The 14,500-nt window shown below is 72.1% G+C and carries 7 protein-coding genes; 4 read left to right on the forward strand and 3 right to left on the reverse strand.

The window, feature by feature from the left end:
- The first annotated feature begins 127 nt into the window (after nucleotides 1-127).
- On the forward strand, nucleotides 128-565 hold the full coding sequence (locus tag HCK04_RS20775) for a hypothetical protein (protein ID WP_142649035.1): 438 nt from the start codon (nucleotides 128-130) through the stop codon (nucleotides 563-565).
- On the opposite strand, the gene pyrE is transcribed toward HCK04_RS20775, so the two are convergent.
- Nucleotides 537-1,094 carry an orotate phosphoribosyltransferase gene (gene pyrE / locus HCK04_RS20780; protein WP_142649036.1) on the reverse strand — a complete coding sequence of 186 codons (558 nt, stop codon included), beginning with the start codon at nucleotides 1,092-1,094 and terminating at the stop codon, nucleotides 537-539. The two genes, HCK04_RS20775 and pyrE, sit on opposite strands and share 29 nt — an antisense overlap.
- Before the next feature lie 189 nt (nucleotides 1,095-1,283).
- On the opposite strand from pyrE, the gene HCK04_RS20785 reads away from it, so the two are divergent.
- Both HCK04_RS20785 and HCK04_RS41310 read left to right on the forward strand, forming a co-directional pair.
- A complete protein-coding gene (locus HCK04_RS20785) occupies nucleotides 1,284-5,543 on the forward strand; it encodes a sigma factor (RefSeq protein WP_168066124.1) in 4,260 nt (1,419 codons plus the stop codon).
- A gap of 262 nt (nucleotides 5,544-5,805) precedes the next feature.
- A complete protein-coding gene (locus HCK04_RS41310) occupies nucleotides 5,806-7,842 on the forward strand; it encodes an NYN domain-containing protein (protein WP_221889948.1) in 2,037 nt (678 codons plus the stop codon).
- Between the two features lie 58 nt (nucleotides 7,843-7,900).
- On the opposite strand, the gene HCK04_RS20795 is transcribed toward HCK04_RS41310, so the two are convergent.
- Complete coding sequence (locus HCK04_RS20795) at nucleotides 7,901-8,527, reverse strand: response regulator (RefSeq protein ID WP_142649038.1); 627 nt, start codon at nucleotides 8,525-8,527, stop codon at nucleotides 7,901-7,903.
- Nucleotides 8,528-8,530: 3 nt separating this feature from the next.
- Nucleotides 8,531-12,742: a HAMP domain-containing protein gene (locus tag HCK04_RS20800; protein ID WP_142649039.1), complete on the reverse strand. Its 4,212-nt coding sequence runs from the start codon at nucleotides 12,740-12,742 to the stop codon at nucleotides 8,531-8,533.
- Nucleotides 12,743-12,894: 152 nt separating this feature from the next.
- Here HCK04_RS20800 and HCK04_RS20805 point away from each other — a divergent pair, with 152 nt between their 5' ends.
- Nucleotides 12,895-14,433, forward strand: a complete 1,539-nt coding sequence (locus tag HCK04_RS20805) for a SpoIIE family protein phosphatase (protein ID WP_142649040.1) — start codon at nucleotides 12,895-12,897, stop codon at nucleotides 14,431-14,433.
- Nucleotides 14,434-14,500: the final 67 nt, after the last annotated feature.

Below are 14,500 nucleotides of genomic sequence, written 5' to 3' on the forward strand. Positions count from 1 at the left end.
CGGCGGGGCGGTGCCGCCGTGGGCCGTCCGTACGGGGGAGCCGGGGATGACCTGCGGGAAAGTGCTGCCGCACAAGAAGTGACCGGTCAGTACTGAGATATGCCTCACACCCGCTACTCTCCCGATTGTGGGACGCCACAGGTCTGATCCCCTCGGTGTCGCCAGGCTGGCGCTGGCCGGCCTGGCGGCAGTGCTGCTGCTCGCGGTCATCGTGGTCGGCGCGAGAGCGCTGCTGTCCACGTTCGGCTCGGAGGAACCCGCCTCCGACACGGCCTCCACCTCGCCGGCGCGGCCCACCGCCGAATCCTCCAAGCCTCGCGTGCCCACCGTACGCGTGGTCTGCAAGGCCGACCTGTGCCCCGTGTTCGTCCGGGTGCCCGGTGGCGACGTGCTCATCGACCGCGACCTGGCCCGGGGCGAGGAGGCGTCCTACTTCCAGCCCGAGCTCGACATCGTCCTCGACGACGCGAGCACGGTCCAGGTCTTCGAGAACGGAACCGCCAGGTCACCCGGGTCGGCCGGTGAGCGGCAGGCGTTCAGCGTGAAGCGGTCTGAGGATCAGTGAGCGCCAGGTCCGCGAGCGAGTAGGCGGAGCGGTAGGGGATTCCCGTCGCGGCCAGCGCCTCGTCGCCGCCCCGGTGCACGATCGTCGCGATGCCCACGACCTGCGCGCCGGCCTCGCGCAACGCCTCCACGGCGGTGAGCACGGACCCGCCCGTCGTGGTGGTGTCCTCCACTGCGAGCACCCGGCGCCCGGCGACGTCCGGGCCCTCGATCCTGCGCTGCAGGCCGTGGGCCTTGCCCGCCTTGCGCACCACGAACGCGTCGAGCCTGCGGCCACGCGCCGCCGCGGCGTGCAGCATCGACGTCGCCACCGGGTCGGCGCCCAGCGTGAGCCCGCCGACCGCCTCGTAGTCCAGGTCTTCGGTGAGGTCCAGCATCACGCGGCCCACCAGCGGGGCCGCCACGCCGTCCAGGGTGATGCGGCGCAGGTCGACGTACCAGTCGGCCTCCTTGCCGGAGGACAGCACGACCCGCCCGTGCACCACGGCCTTGTTCTTGATCTCGTCAAGCAGTCTCTCGCGGTCACTCATGAGCCTCAGCGTACGGCCGGCCCCGCGGTGCGGGCCGTACGGGGCGGGTGGGGTGGGCGTGGCGTGCGATGACTACTGAGAGTAAAGAGGGTCCAGCGGTTTAGCCAGGACATGGACTGCGGAATGTATGGCCGTGCAACTCATCGTAATCGCGAGGTCGCAATGCGTAGAGAAGTCCGGCATACCGACATGGAACTGCTTGAGGCCGTGCGGGGAGGCGACACGGCGGCCTTCGGGACCCTCTACCGGCGTCACTCGGCCGCCGCCCGGTCCTTGGCGCGGCAGGTCGTGCAAGGCGAGGACGCGGTCGAGGATCTCCTCGTCGAGGCCTTCGCGAGGGTTCTCGAAGCGGTGCGGCGGGGCGGCGGGCCCGCCTGCGCGTTCCGGCCCTACCTCTTGGCGTCCGTGCGCCGCTACGCCGCCGCCGGAGTGGCCGATCTGGCCGACGGTGACTCCCTCTACGTGGACCCCGAGCTCACGGGGCTGGAGCGCTCGCCGCTCGCCCGTGCGTACCGCTCGCTGCCGGAGCGCTGGCGCGCGTTGCTGTGGCATGTGGAGATCGAAGGCGGCAGGCCCGCCGACGCGGGGCCGCTGCTCGGCCTGTCGGGCAGGGCCGCGGCCCTTCTCGTCCGGAGGGCACGCCAGGGGCTGCGGGAGGCGTACCTGCGGCTGCATCTGGAGAACGGCCCGCGCGCCGAGTGCCGCCCGATCCTGTCCATGATTCTGCGGTACGTCGAGAACGGCCTGCCCAAGCAGGAGGCGGGTGAGGTCGACGCCCACGTGGCCGAGTGCATCGACTGCCGGTCGGTCTTCCTCCAGATGATCGATCTCACCCAGGAGCTGCGGGCCGTCGTCGGGCAGCTCGTCGCCGGGCCCGCCGTGGACGGCTACCTCGCCGATCTCGCCACCGCGACCGTCACGGGAGCACGGTCGTACGGCGGCGGCATGACGGGCGGCACGAGCGGGCGCGGGCCGAACGGCAGGGCAGGCGGCAGGGTGGGCCGCAGGGTGGGCGGCAGGGCCGTGGGCAGGGCAGTAGGCGGGGCAGTGGGCAGCGTGGGCACCCGGGCGCGGGCGCGGCTGGAGGCCGTGCGCCAGCACATCGGGGCGTTGGCAGGCCGGGCGGACCTCCGCATGCGGGGCGCCGTCCGGGCAGCCGAGGACGGGACGGGCACAGCGCGGCCCACGCGCGGCCGGGCGGACGCGCTGCGCGCGGCCTGCGGCCGGGCCCTGGCGATGATCCGGCGCGCGTGGGCGAAGGCGAGCGCGGCGCCGGGCGCGGTCTGGGGCATGGTCTGGGGCACGGTCTGGAGCACGATCTGGGGCACGGTGTGGGGCCGTGCGCGGGCGATGACCGGGCGCGTGTACGCGAAGGTCGGCCCGGAGCCGGGCTCGCGAGCGGGCCTGACCACGGGCCTGATCGCGGGCCTGAAGACGGGCTCGAAAGTGGGCCCGGCGATCGGCAGGGCGCTGAGGATGGCGTTCGCGCGGGTGCGTGCGGCGCTGGTGTGGCTGTCCGAGCTGGTGCGGAGCGTGCCGACGCCGCATCGGGCGGTGCTGGGAGGCATCGCCGTGGCGGCCCTCGCGACGGCCGCCTTCCTGCTCGTCGCCCAGCCGACGGGCGTGCTCTTCACCGGCGGCACGAGGGAACAGGACGGAACACGGGCCCTGGACCGCCCGCAGCCGGCGGCCGGCCCCTCGCGTTCGCAGGCCGCCACGGGCGACACCAGCGCGGCCGGCGTCCCATCCGATCCGCAGACCCCGAGCGGGGAGGCGTCCCATACGGCCGCGAGCGGCCCGGCGCCGGAGATCGTGGACGACCCGGCGGCGGAGAGCGATGCCGATGGGCCGGGCGCGGGCATCGCGCTCGGCATGCCCGAGATCACCGGCGAGGCGACGCCTGGTGCCGATCAGCGGTCGCCACGCGCGGAAGGCCGTGGTAGCTCGGGTGAGCTTCCGTCGGCCACAGGTCACGACGACGGACGATCGGCGGCCCCCGGTGTCCAAGGCCGCGAGGGCGGACAGCACGCGGACGCAGGTCGGGAGAGCGGTCGTCTCACGGGTCGCGGGCAGGACGGCAGGGGACAGGGCAGCAGAGCGCAGGCAGGCACGGAGCAGACGGGCACGGGGCAGGCGGGCACAGGGAAGGGCACGGAGCAGACGGGCACGGGGCAGGCGGGCACAGGGAAGGGCACGGAGCAGGCGGGCACGGGGCAGGCGGGCACAGGGAGCACAGGGCAGGCGAGCAGGGGGCAGACGGGCTCGGAGCGGGCGGGCACAGGGAAGAGCACAGGGAAGAGCACAGGGAAGAGCACAGGGCAGGCGGGCAGGCGACCGGTGAGCGAGCCGGACACGACCGTCCTCGCCGATCGTGAGCGGGCTTCCCGCCCTGCGGATGCCGCGAAAGCCTCGACTCCGGAACGGGAACAGGTGCGACGTCAGCTCTCTCGTCACCCGTACCAGGACCACCGTGCCCAGGCCGGGGCGCAGGGTGGTGCCCAAGGCGGCCAGGCCGGGGCGAGAGGCAGCGTTGGCAGCGCGCAGCGCAGTGTTCAAGGCAGCGCTCAGCGCAGTGCTCAGGGCAGTGCCGAAAGCAGCGCCAAGGCTGGGGCGCGGAGCAGCGCTCAGGGCGGGCAGCCTCGCTCGAAGGCGGACGCGAGCGGTGCCGAGGCCCGTGCGAAGGGCGGGGCTCGGCAGACGTCGGAGGGGGCTCGTGAGCGGCGCGAGCCGCAGGCGGGCCGTCCGGCAGCGGATCGCGCCCCGAAAGTGCGGCCAGGAACCGCTCAGGGCCCCCGGCAGGCCGGTGAGCGAGGCCGTGAGGCCCGTGAACACGCCAAGTCGGGCGGGAGCCATCCCGGAGCCCAGAAGGCCGCAGGGAGCGGGAAGAAGGCGAAGGAGGCGCTCGTCGCCGCCGTCGATCCGCTCGGCGCCCTGCTGCGCGGCCAGACCGGGCTCGTCGCCGTACGGCTGCGCAACGCGGGTGATGCGGCCACCGGCGAGATCACCGCGACGGTGACTCTGCCGCCCGGCGTCCGCTACCTGGGTCAGGACGGAGGTCGAGGCCGCGCGGCGGGCGGCGGCAAGCGACAGGGCCACGAGACGAAGCCGGGCGTCACCGGGCAGAACGGTGCAGCCCCCGAGCCGGGCGGCGGCACAGGTCAGGGGCGTGCGGCAGGGAGCACCCAGGGCGCGAACGCGGGAAGCGGGGTCGGTCCGGGGCGTACGGAGGGCGCGCGCTCGGGAAACGCGGCGAGCGGTAGCGCGGGTCAGGGGCGCGCCGCCAGCGGGGGCACGGAGGGCGCGAACGCGGGGAGCGGGGCGAGCGGTAGCGCGGGTCAGGGGCGTGCGGCAGGGAGCGGCCAGGGCGCGAACGCGGGAAGCGCGGTGGGTGACGGCTGGTCGTGTGAGGCGTCGGGCCGCTCGGTGACGGGCCAGGTGGTGCGGTGCGTCCGGGGACCGCTCGCCGCCGGTGAGGTGACGGCGATCTTCCTGAAGGTGGCCGTGGCGGCGGACGCGCCCACGGGACGGGCCTTCACGGTGCGGATACGGTCGGGGCGGCTGGAGACCACCGCCTCGTCGACCGTGGGAGTGCGGGCCTCGGGCGCGGCCGCGCGCTTCGCCGCGGACGGCCGCCTCCTCGCCCGGGTCGTCGGCAACACGCTCGTGGGCACCGCGCCGGCCGCTCCCTGCGGGGTCGCCACGGGCGGCCGGGGCCGGGCCTCCGGCGTGAGTGTGCCGGTGGACCTCGACAAAGACCCCTCGACGCGTACGTCCAGTTGCGCCGATCTCGACCTGCCCGCCGGAAGCCGGGTGTTGTGGGCGGGTCTCTACTGGTCCGGCGGCGGCCGGGGTGCGGCCCCCGCGGGCGACATCAAGGTGCGCGCGCCGAAAGCGCCGGGATACGCGACCCTGCACGCCGCCGAGGTCACCCGGAGGGATCTGCCCTCCGGGTCCGGCTATCAGGCGTTCGCCGACGTGACCTCTCTCGTCCGTACGGCGGGCGGGGGCCGCTGGTGGGTCGCCGGAACCCCGGCGCGTACGGGATCGGTCCGGCACGCGGCCTGGGGCCTGGTGGTGATGGCCGAGGACGAGCGGCAGCCGTACACCCGGGCCGTGGTCCTGGACGCCGCGGCGGTCATCGGGAGCGAGGAGAAGGCCCTGCGGCTCCCGCTCGACGGGCTGGCCCCCGGCGGCGCGCCCGCGCGCATCGACCTGATGGTGTGGAACGGCGAGGGGGTCAAGGCGGGGGTCGTCAAGATGAGTGATCGCGCGTCCGGCGGCGGAGCGGACCGGAGCCCGGAGGGTGTCCTCGGCCAGGGAGACGCCGGAGGCGTCGCGGTCGACACCCTGCACGCCCTGCTGGGACCTCGCCCCGCGCTTCAGCTCGCCACCCGGCGCGACCCCGTCTTCTTCGGCGTCGCGGTCGTGAGCGCGAGAACGTGGTCTTGACAGCCTCCCTTGCTGCACAGCCCTTGCCGCAAGGGGATTTCGAGCCGTGGCCGGTCGTTCCCGGGGTGCTTTTTTCCATACCAAATTGGTGAGAGGCGATACCCGGACAAACTGGTACGGTCGGCGTGAACGCTTGCGATCCCAGGGTTGTCGGCGTCCTGATCCCCCACCAGGCGGGCGAGGGCTGAATCGCCGGGAATCACCCTCGCGGGAAGACACGCTTGTCTACCCTGAGAGAGCCACGTAGGAAGGGCGGTGTCGCGTGGATCGCTGCGCGCTGTTCGTTGACGCCGGCTACTTGCTGGCAGACGGCGCGATGGCCGTCCACGGGACTCGCCATCGCGAGTCCGTCTCCTGGGACTATCCGGGCCTGCTGCAGCTCCTGACCAACCTGTCAAGAGAGCGCACGGGCCTTCCGCTCCTGCGCTGCTACTGGTATGAGGCGACCGTCGAGGGCCGCCGCACGCCGGAGCACGACGTGCTGGCGGACATCCCCGGGCTCAAGCTCCGCCTCGGCCGGATCCGGCCGGGCCGCCGGGAGGGCGTGGACGCCCAGGTCCACCGCGACCTCATGACGCTGGCGCGCAACAACGCGGTCTGCGACGCGGTCGTGGTGAGCGGCGACGAGGACCTCGCCCAGGTGGTGAGCGACGCGCAGGACCTCGGCATCCGCGTGACCGTCATGCAGATCGCCGCCGACGGCGCATGGTCGGCGGCCCGCACTCTGCGGCAGGAGTGCGACGACCTCGTCGAGATCGCGAGCGGCCACCTCCGGCCGTACGTCACGATGCTCACCGGAGCGGACCCGGGCCCCGGCCTCGGCAACGGCCAGTCGCACGGCAACGGCCTCGTTCCCCTCGGCAACGGCTCGCTGTCCAACGGGACGCACCTCAACGGCTCCCAGCCGAACGGCTCCCTGCAGAACGGCTCCCTGCAGAACGGGACACAGCACAACGGGACACAGCACAACGGGACACAGCCGAACAGCTCCCAGCAGAACGGCATCCCGTCGCAGGGGAGCCACTCTCCCGGCCTTCCCAGTGGGACGGCCCCGGTGGCGGGAGCGCACGGCGCCCTCCCCCAGAGCGCGTCGTACGACCTGGGCGTTTCCGGCGGGGTGTCGAACCTCCCCCAGCCGAACGCCACTGGAGCGCCCGGCACGGGCACCCCCAGCGGCGGCTCGCATGGCACCGGCGTCCCCGGGAGCGGCACTCCCGCGGACAGCGCCCAGGGAAGCGGTGCGCAGAGAGGCGGCGCTCACGGCACGGGCGTCCCCAATATGAGCGCCCCCAATATGAGCGCTCCCGGTATGAGCACGCACGACTCGGGCGCCCATGGCATGGGTGCGTCCGGCATGGGCGTCAACGGCATGGCCACTCATGACTCGGGTGTCCCCGGCATCGGTGCTCCCGGTCCAGGCGCCAACGGCATGGGCACCAACAGCATGGGTGTCAACGGCATGGGCACGCACGACTCCGGTGCCCACGGCGCCGGCTCTCATGGCGTCGGCTCCCAGGGCACGGGTTCTCACGGCGCTGGTTCCCCCGGCTCGGGTTCCCCCGGCTCGGGTTCCCCCGGCTCGGGTTCTCACGGTTCGGGTTCTCACGGCGCGGGCTCCCAGAGCACGGGCTCCCAAAGCACGGGCTCTCACGGCACTGCTTCGCACGGCACGGGCTCTCTCAATGCCGGCTCCGCCGGCAGCACTGGGGCGCACAGCGGCGGGCGGTCCTCGGCCGCCCACGCGCGTCCGGCGCTGCCCGCGCAGCCGTCCCCGCCGGTCTACAACGGCTACTCGCCCGAGTCGCAGCAGCCCGCCCAGCCGCCCCAGCAGCAGCGCCAGGCCCAGCCGTCCGGGAGCACCCCGCTGCCTGCCCCACCGGCGTCCACCCCTCCGTCACCACCGTCGCCGCCCGTCCAGACCCCGCCGAGCAGCCCGGTGGGCAGCCCGGCGCAGAGCCAGTACGGCTCCGGCTCCACGGGCTACTCGCCCTCGCAGCTCGGGCCGTACACGGGTCCGCAGCCCGCGCCGGTGCCGGTCCACACGGGAGGCACCACGACGCTCGCCGAGGCGGTGAAGGCGGCGCACAAGGAGGGCCACGACTTCGGCGAGTCGGTCGCCAGGGACGCCCCCGCGCTCTGGTTGGAGGCCGTGCTCGCCCGCAAGCCGCGGATGCCGTCCGACCTGGAGGCCCGCCTGCTGCAGGGGTCCTCGCTGCCGATCGACTTCCTGCTGCACGACGAGGTCCGGCACGCCCTGCGCCGCGGCTTCTGGGACGCCCTGGAGCGCGCCCGCCGCTGATCCCCTCGAAACGCCGGGCCGCGACCGACCGTAACGGTCCGGTCGCGACGCGCGGTCGTCAGCCGAGGGCGTCGAACCCGGCGCGCAGGTGGGCGACGCGCTCGCCCAGCTCGGTGACGGCGCCGTTCAGGGGCGTGTCGCCGGACTTGTCCGCCAGCTCCCGCACCCGCCGCAGCTCGTCCTCCACGGCGGTGACGCGGCTGGACAGCTCGGCCAGCACGGAGGTGTGGTCGCCGCCGCCCGGCAGCTCGTTCGACAGGCGTTCGCGCAGCAACGCGGCCTGCTCGGCGAGCCGCCGGTTCATCGTGTAGAGCTCCACGAACACGGCGACCTTGGCCCGCAGCACCCAGGGGTCGAACGGCTTGGTGAGGTAGTCGACGGCCCCCGCGGCGTACCCGCGGAAGGCGTAGTCGGGGGCGCTGTCGACCACGGTCAGGAAGATGATCGGGATGTTCCTGGTGCGCTCTCGCCGCTTGATGTGCGCGGCGGTCTCGAAGCCGTCCATGCCCGGCATGCGCACGTCGAGCAGGATCAGGGCGAAGTCGGTGGACAGGAGGGCCTTCAGCGCCTCCTCACCGGACCGGGCCCGTACGGGCACGACGTCCAGCGAGCTGAGGATCGCCTCCAGGGCGATCAGGTTCTCCTCGCGGTCGTCGACCAGCAGGACCCTGGCGCGGTCGGGCATTGATCATGCCTCCTGGGAGTCTCGGGACTCTGGGGACGGCACGCCCCTCGATCGTTCTGTGCCCCCGCTGCGCCCGCGCATGAGCCATCCGCGCAGGCGTTCAAGGAGCCGGTCGACGTCGACGGGCTTGGGCACGTAGTCTGACGCGCCCGACGCGATGCTCTTCTCGCGGTCTCCCCGCATGACCTTCGCCGTCAGCGCGATGATCGGCAGGTCGGCGAACTGCGGCATGGTGCGGATCGCCGAGGTCGTGGCCCAGCCGTCCATCTCGGGCATCATGATGTCCATCAGCACGAGCGCCACGTCCTCGTTGCGTTCGAGCTGCTCGATGCCCTCGCGGCCGTTCTCGGCGTACACGACGGTCGAGCCGTGCCGCTCCAGCACGCTGGTCAGCGCGAAGACGTTGCGGATGTCGTCGTCCACAATGAGGATCTTTGCCCCGGACAGCGGATCTTCACCCTGCCAGTCGTTGCCGTCCACCAGCGGCGTGTACGGGGGGACCGGGAGGTCGGTCGGGAGGGGGATCTCCGGGAGGATGTCCTTGATGTGCAGCTCGGGCACCTCGTCCTCACGGACGTCCGGCTCCGTGGGGGTGGCGATCGCGCCGCCGTCGGGCGCGGCGAGCGGCCCCGAGTAGTCCGAGGGCAGATAGAGCGTGAACGTGCTGCCCTCTCCGGGGACGCTCTGCACGTGGATCTCGCCGCCGAGCAGGCGGGCGATCTCCCGGCAGATCGACAGGCCGAGGCCGGTGCCGCCGTACTTGCGGCTGGTCGTGCCGTCGGCCTGGCGGAACTGCTCGAAGATCACTTCGAGCTTGTCCGGCGCGATGCCGATGCCGGTGTCGACGACACGGAAGGCCAGCATGCCCTCCGGCGAGCCCTGCAGCTTCTCGTCCACGTAGGTGACGTCGGCGGGCGCGCGGGTCACCTCCAGCCTGACCTCGCCCTCGTGGGTGAACTTCACCGCGTTGGACAGCAGGTTGCGCAGCACCTGCTGCAGCCGCTGCTCGTCGCTGCTCAGGTCGTCGGGGACGGAGGGGTCGACCTGGACCGTGAACGACAGGCCCTTGTCCTGTGCCAGCGGCGCGAAGGTGGCCTCCATGTAGTCGACCAGAGCGGACAGCGACATCGTCTGCGGATGGATGTCCATGCGGCCGGCCTCGACCTTCGTCAGGTCGAGGATGTCGTTGATCAGCTGGAGCAGCGCGGAGCCGGCGTCGTGGATGGTCCGGGCGAACTCCACCTGCTGCGGGGTGAGGTTGCCCTCGTCGTTCTCGGTCAGCAGCTTGGCGAGCACGAGAAGGCTGTTGAGCGGGGTGCGCAGCTCGTGGGACATGTTGGCGAGGAACTCGGACTTGTAGCGCGAGGACACCGCGAGCTGCTCGGCCCGCTCCTCCAGCGTCCGCCGGGCCTGCTCGATCTGGAAGTTCTGGATCTCGATGGCGCGGTTCTGCTTGGCCAGCAGCGCCGCCTTGTCCTCCAGCTCGGCGTTGGACCGGCGCAGCTCCTCCTGCTGGCGCTGCAGCTCGTCGGAGCGCTCCTGCAGCTCGATCGCGAGCCGCTGCGACTCGGTGAGCAGGTCTTCGGTGCGGGAGTTGGCCATGATCGTGTTGATCGTGACCCCGATGGTCTCGACGAGCTGGGTGAGGAACGCCAGGTGGACCTCGCTGAACTGGGTGAACGAGGCCATCTCCAGGACGCCGAGCACCTTGTTCTCGAAGAGGATCGGCAGCACGACGATCTGCGCCGGGTTCGACCGGCTGAGCCCGGTCTCGACCGTGATCGAGTCGACCGGCACGCCTTCGAGGATGACCTGCTTGGCCTCCAGCGCGGCCTGGCCGATGATGCCCTCGCCCAGCTCGAAGCTCGGCTTGGGGGTGGAGCCCGGCTGGATGCCGTACCCGGCGATGAGGTTGAGCCGGCCGTCGTCGTACAGGTAGCAGGCGCCGTGGCTGGCCGAGACGAGCGGGGTGAGCTCGCTCATGATCAGGCGGGCGACCTCGATCAGGTCGCGGTGGCCCTGCATCAGGCGGGAGATCCTGGCCAGGTTGGACTTGAGCCAGTCCTGCTCCTGGTTGGTCTTGGTCGTCTCGCGCAGCGTGGCGACCATCGTGTTGATGTTGTCCTTGAGCTGGGCCAGCTCGCCGGGCGCCTCGACGGTGATCGACCGGGTCAGGTCGCCGCGGGCGACCGCGCTGGTCACCTGGGCGATCGCGCGCACCTGGGTGGTGAGGTTGCCGGCCAGCTCGTTCACGCTCTCGGTGAGCCGCTTCCAGGTGCCCTCGACGCCCTCGACCCGGGCCTGGCCGCCGAGCTGGCCCTCCGAGCCCACCTCGCGGGCGACGCGGGTGACCTCGGAGGCGAACGAGGAGAGCTGGTCGACCATGGTGTTCATGGTGCTCTTGAGCTCGAGGATCTCGCCCTGGGCGTCGACGTCGATCTTGCGGGTCAGGTCGCCGTTGGCGACGGCGGTGGTGACCTGGGCGATGTTGCGCACCTGATAGGTGAAGCTGTTGGCCATCGAGTTGACGTTGTCGGTGAGGTCCTTCCAGACGCCCGACACGCCGGGAACGCGCGCCTGGCCGCCCAGCCGTCCCTCGGTGCCGACCTCGCGGGCGACGCGGGTCACCTCGTCGGCGAACGCCGAGAGCTGGTCGACCATCGTGTTCATCGTGTCCTTGAGCTCAAGGATCTCGCCCTGGGCGTCCACGGTGATCTTCTTGGACAGGTTGCCCTGCGCCACCGCGGTGGACACGACGGCGATCTGACGGATCTGCGACGTCAGGTTGTTCGCCATGAAGTTGACGTTGTCGGTGAGGTCCTTCCAGATCCCCGACACGCCGCGCACCTGTGCCTGGCCGCCCAGCCGTCCCTCGGTGCCGACCTCGCGGGCGACGCGGGTGACCTCGGAGGCGAACGAGGAGAGCTGGTCGACCATGGTGTTCATGGTGCTCTTGAGTTCGAGCATCTCGCCCTGGGCGTCGACGTCGATCTTGCGGGTGAAGTCGCCGTTGGCGACGGCGGTGGTGACCTGGGCGATGTTGCGCACCTGATAGGTCAGGTTGTTGGCCATCGAGTTGACGTTGTCGGTGAGGTCCTTCCAGACGCCCGACACGCCCTTCACTTCCGCACGGCCGCCCAGCTTGCCCTCGGTGCCGACCTCGCGGGCGACGCGGGTGACCTCGTCCGCGAACGCCGAGAGCTGGTCGACCATCGTGTTGAGGGTCTCCTTGAGTTCGAGGATCTCGCCCTGGGCGTCTACGGTGATCTTCTTGGTCAGGTTGCCCTGCGCGACGGCGGTGGAGACGACGGCGATCTGGCGCACCTGGGAGGTCAGGTTGTTGGCCATGAAGTTGACGTTGTCGGTGAGGTCCTTCCAGACCCCCGACACGCCGCGCACCTGCGCCTGGCCGCCCAGCTTGCCCTCGGTGCCGACCTCGCGGGCGACGCGGGTGACCTCCTCGGCGAACGCCGAGAGCTGGTCGACCATCGTGTTGACGGTGTGCTTCAGCTCCAGCATCTCGCCGACGGCGTCGACGGTGACCTTGCGGCTCAGGTCGCCTCGCGCGACTCCGGTCGTCACCTCGGCGATGTCGCGGACCTGCGCGGAGACGCGGTCGGACATCGTGTTGACGGCCTCGGTGAGATCGCGCCAGCTTCCCGACATGCCGCGCAGGTTGGCCCGGCCGCCCAGCTTGCCCTCGGTGCCGAGGTCGCGGGTGACCCGCGTCACCTCGGAGGTGAACAGGGAGAGCTGGTCGACCATGCCGTTGATGGCCTTGCCCAGGCGGCGTACCTCGCCCCGGGCCGCGCGGTCCACGTCGATCCGGCGGGACAGGTCGCCCTTGGCCACCGCGTCGATGACGTCGGCGGCGCCGCTGACCGGCGTCACGATGGCATCGATGAGCTCGTTGACCGAGCCCACGCTCTCCGCCCACGCGCCGACGCCCGGCCCGGGGCTCAGCCGTTCGGTGAAACGGCCCTCCTTGACGATCTCGCGGCGGACCCGGGCGAGCTCGTTGGCGAGGTGTTCGCGCCGGTCGGCCACCTCGTTGAGCAGCAGCCGGATCTCGCTGAGGATGCCCGGCGGGGCGTGGGAGACGCGACGGCGGAAGTCGCCGTCACGCCATGTGATGAGCGTTTCCAGGAACGGCACGAGATCGGATTCGCGGTAGACCCGTTCGGTCCCGGCCAGCTCGGCGTTGGCGGGCGACATTTAGCCTCCTTTACCCCGACGGGGCTGACGCGACCAAGGCGTTCGGCCTGATACGGCCTGTCCAGCCGCGGACTCCATGCCAGTCTGTCACGTTCCGTGGGGTGCGGGGCCCCTTGCTTGACCCGAAGTCAGCAGGAAGTGTGGTAAGCACAATGGTGGTGGCGACTACCCCTCGAGCCGTCCTCGCGGCGTCCTTCACGCCGGGCGAGACGGCCGTACCCGAAGTAAAGCGGTTCACGCGCGAGGTGATGACCGCGTGGGCCGCGATGTCCGTGTATCCCCAAGCCGAGCGCCTGGTGGGCGAACTGGTCGCGGACGCCGTCGGCGCGCCCTTCGAGGTCGTGTGGCTCCACCACGGCGAGTCCGTCCAGATAGAGGTGCGGGAGAAGGCGGACGGCCACGACTTCGGGCCGCCGGCCGACGCGATCACGTGGGGCGTCACCTTCACCTCGTCGTTGCGCACCCGCTGGGCCCGCCTGGAGCTGCCGGGCGGGGAGCCGGTGCAGAGCGACGAGTGGCTGCTGGAGGCCGCGCACGGCCCCGGCTGGCTGGGCTTCCTCGCCGACGCGAGCGACCTGCTCGCGGGCACGCTCAACCCGGACATGGTCCCGGCGATCATCGCCCAGATCGTGGTGCCCCGCCTGGCGAGCTGGTGCGCCGTCTACACCGACCAGGACGGGATGGGGGAGCTGCGGCCCGCCTACCTCTGGCACGCGGACGAGACCCAGATCGACCCCATGCGCGACGAGCTGGAGGAGATCGCGCTGCCGGGCGACGACGACCCCGCCGTGCTGCCGATGAGCGACTGGCAGGCGCTCGCCTACCCGCTGACCGCCCGGGGGCGGCGGCTCGGCGTGATGTGCCTCGGCCGGCGCGACCGCTTCCCCGACGAGGCCATGCAGATCGCCGAGGACCTCAGCAGGCGCGCGGCGCTCGCGCTCGACAACGCCCGCCTGTACGCGCAGCAGGCGGCGGCCAACCGGGCGCTGCAGCGCAGTCTCCTGCCGCCCGACGAGCCCACGACCCCCGGGCTCGACTTCCACGTCATCTACGAGCCGGCCGGGGAGAACAACGAGGTCGGCGGGGACTTCTACGACCTGTTCCCGATCGCCGACGGGGTTTGGCGCTTCGCGATCGGCGACGTCTGCGGCACCGGACCCGAGGCCGCCGCGGTCACCGGCCTGGCCCGGCACACGCTGCGGCTGCTGGCCCGCGAGGGGTACGGCGTGGCCGCCGTCGTGGGCCGGCTCAACCAGGCCATCCTGGAGGAGGGGGAGCGCGCCCGCTTCCTGACGCTGCTGCACGGGCAGATCACGGTCGTGCCGGAGGGCCTCGACATCCGCCTCGTCTCGGCCGGGCATCCGGAGGCCCTGCGGCTGCGGCCGAACGGCGTCGTGGAGGTCGTCGCCTCGCCGCAGTCGTTGCTCGGGGTGTTCCCCGAGGCGAAGTTCCAGGAGGACAACCTGCGGCTCACCCCCGGCGACGTGCTGCTGGGCGTGACCGACGGGGTGACCGAGCGGCGCGCGGGCGATCGGCTGCTCGACGACGACGGCGGCCTCGCCAAGCTGCTGGCGGAGTGCGTCGATCTGTCCGCCCGCGCGGTGGCCGAGCGCATCCGCCGCGCCGTACAGGACTTCGCGCCCGAGCCGAGCGCCGACGACCTGGCCATCCTCGTCCTGCGCGCGCCCTAGCCGGAGGGTTTCTTCCGGCGCGCGGCTGCCGCCCCGCCGAAGACGGAGGTTCCTTCCGGCGCGGTGA

This window comes from Microbispora sp. CL1-1 (assembly GCF_012034195.1).
Classification (GTDB): Bacteria; Actinomycetota; Actinomycetes; order Streptosporangiales; family Streptosporangiaceae; genus Microbispora.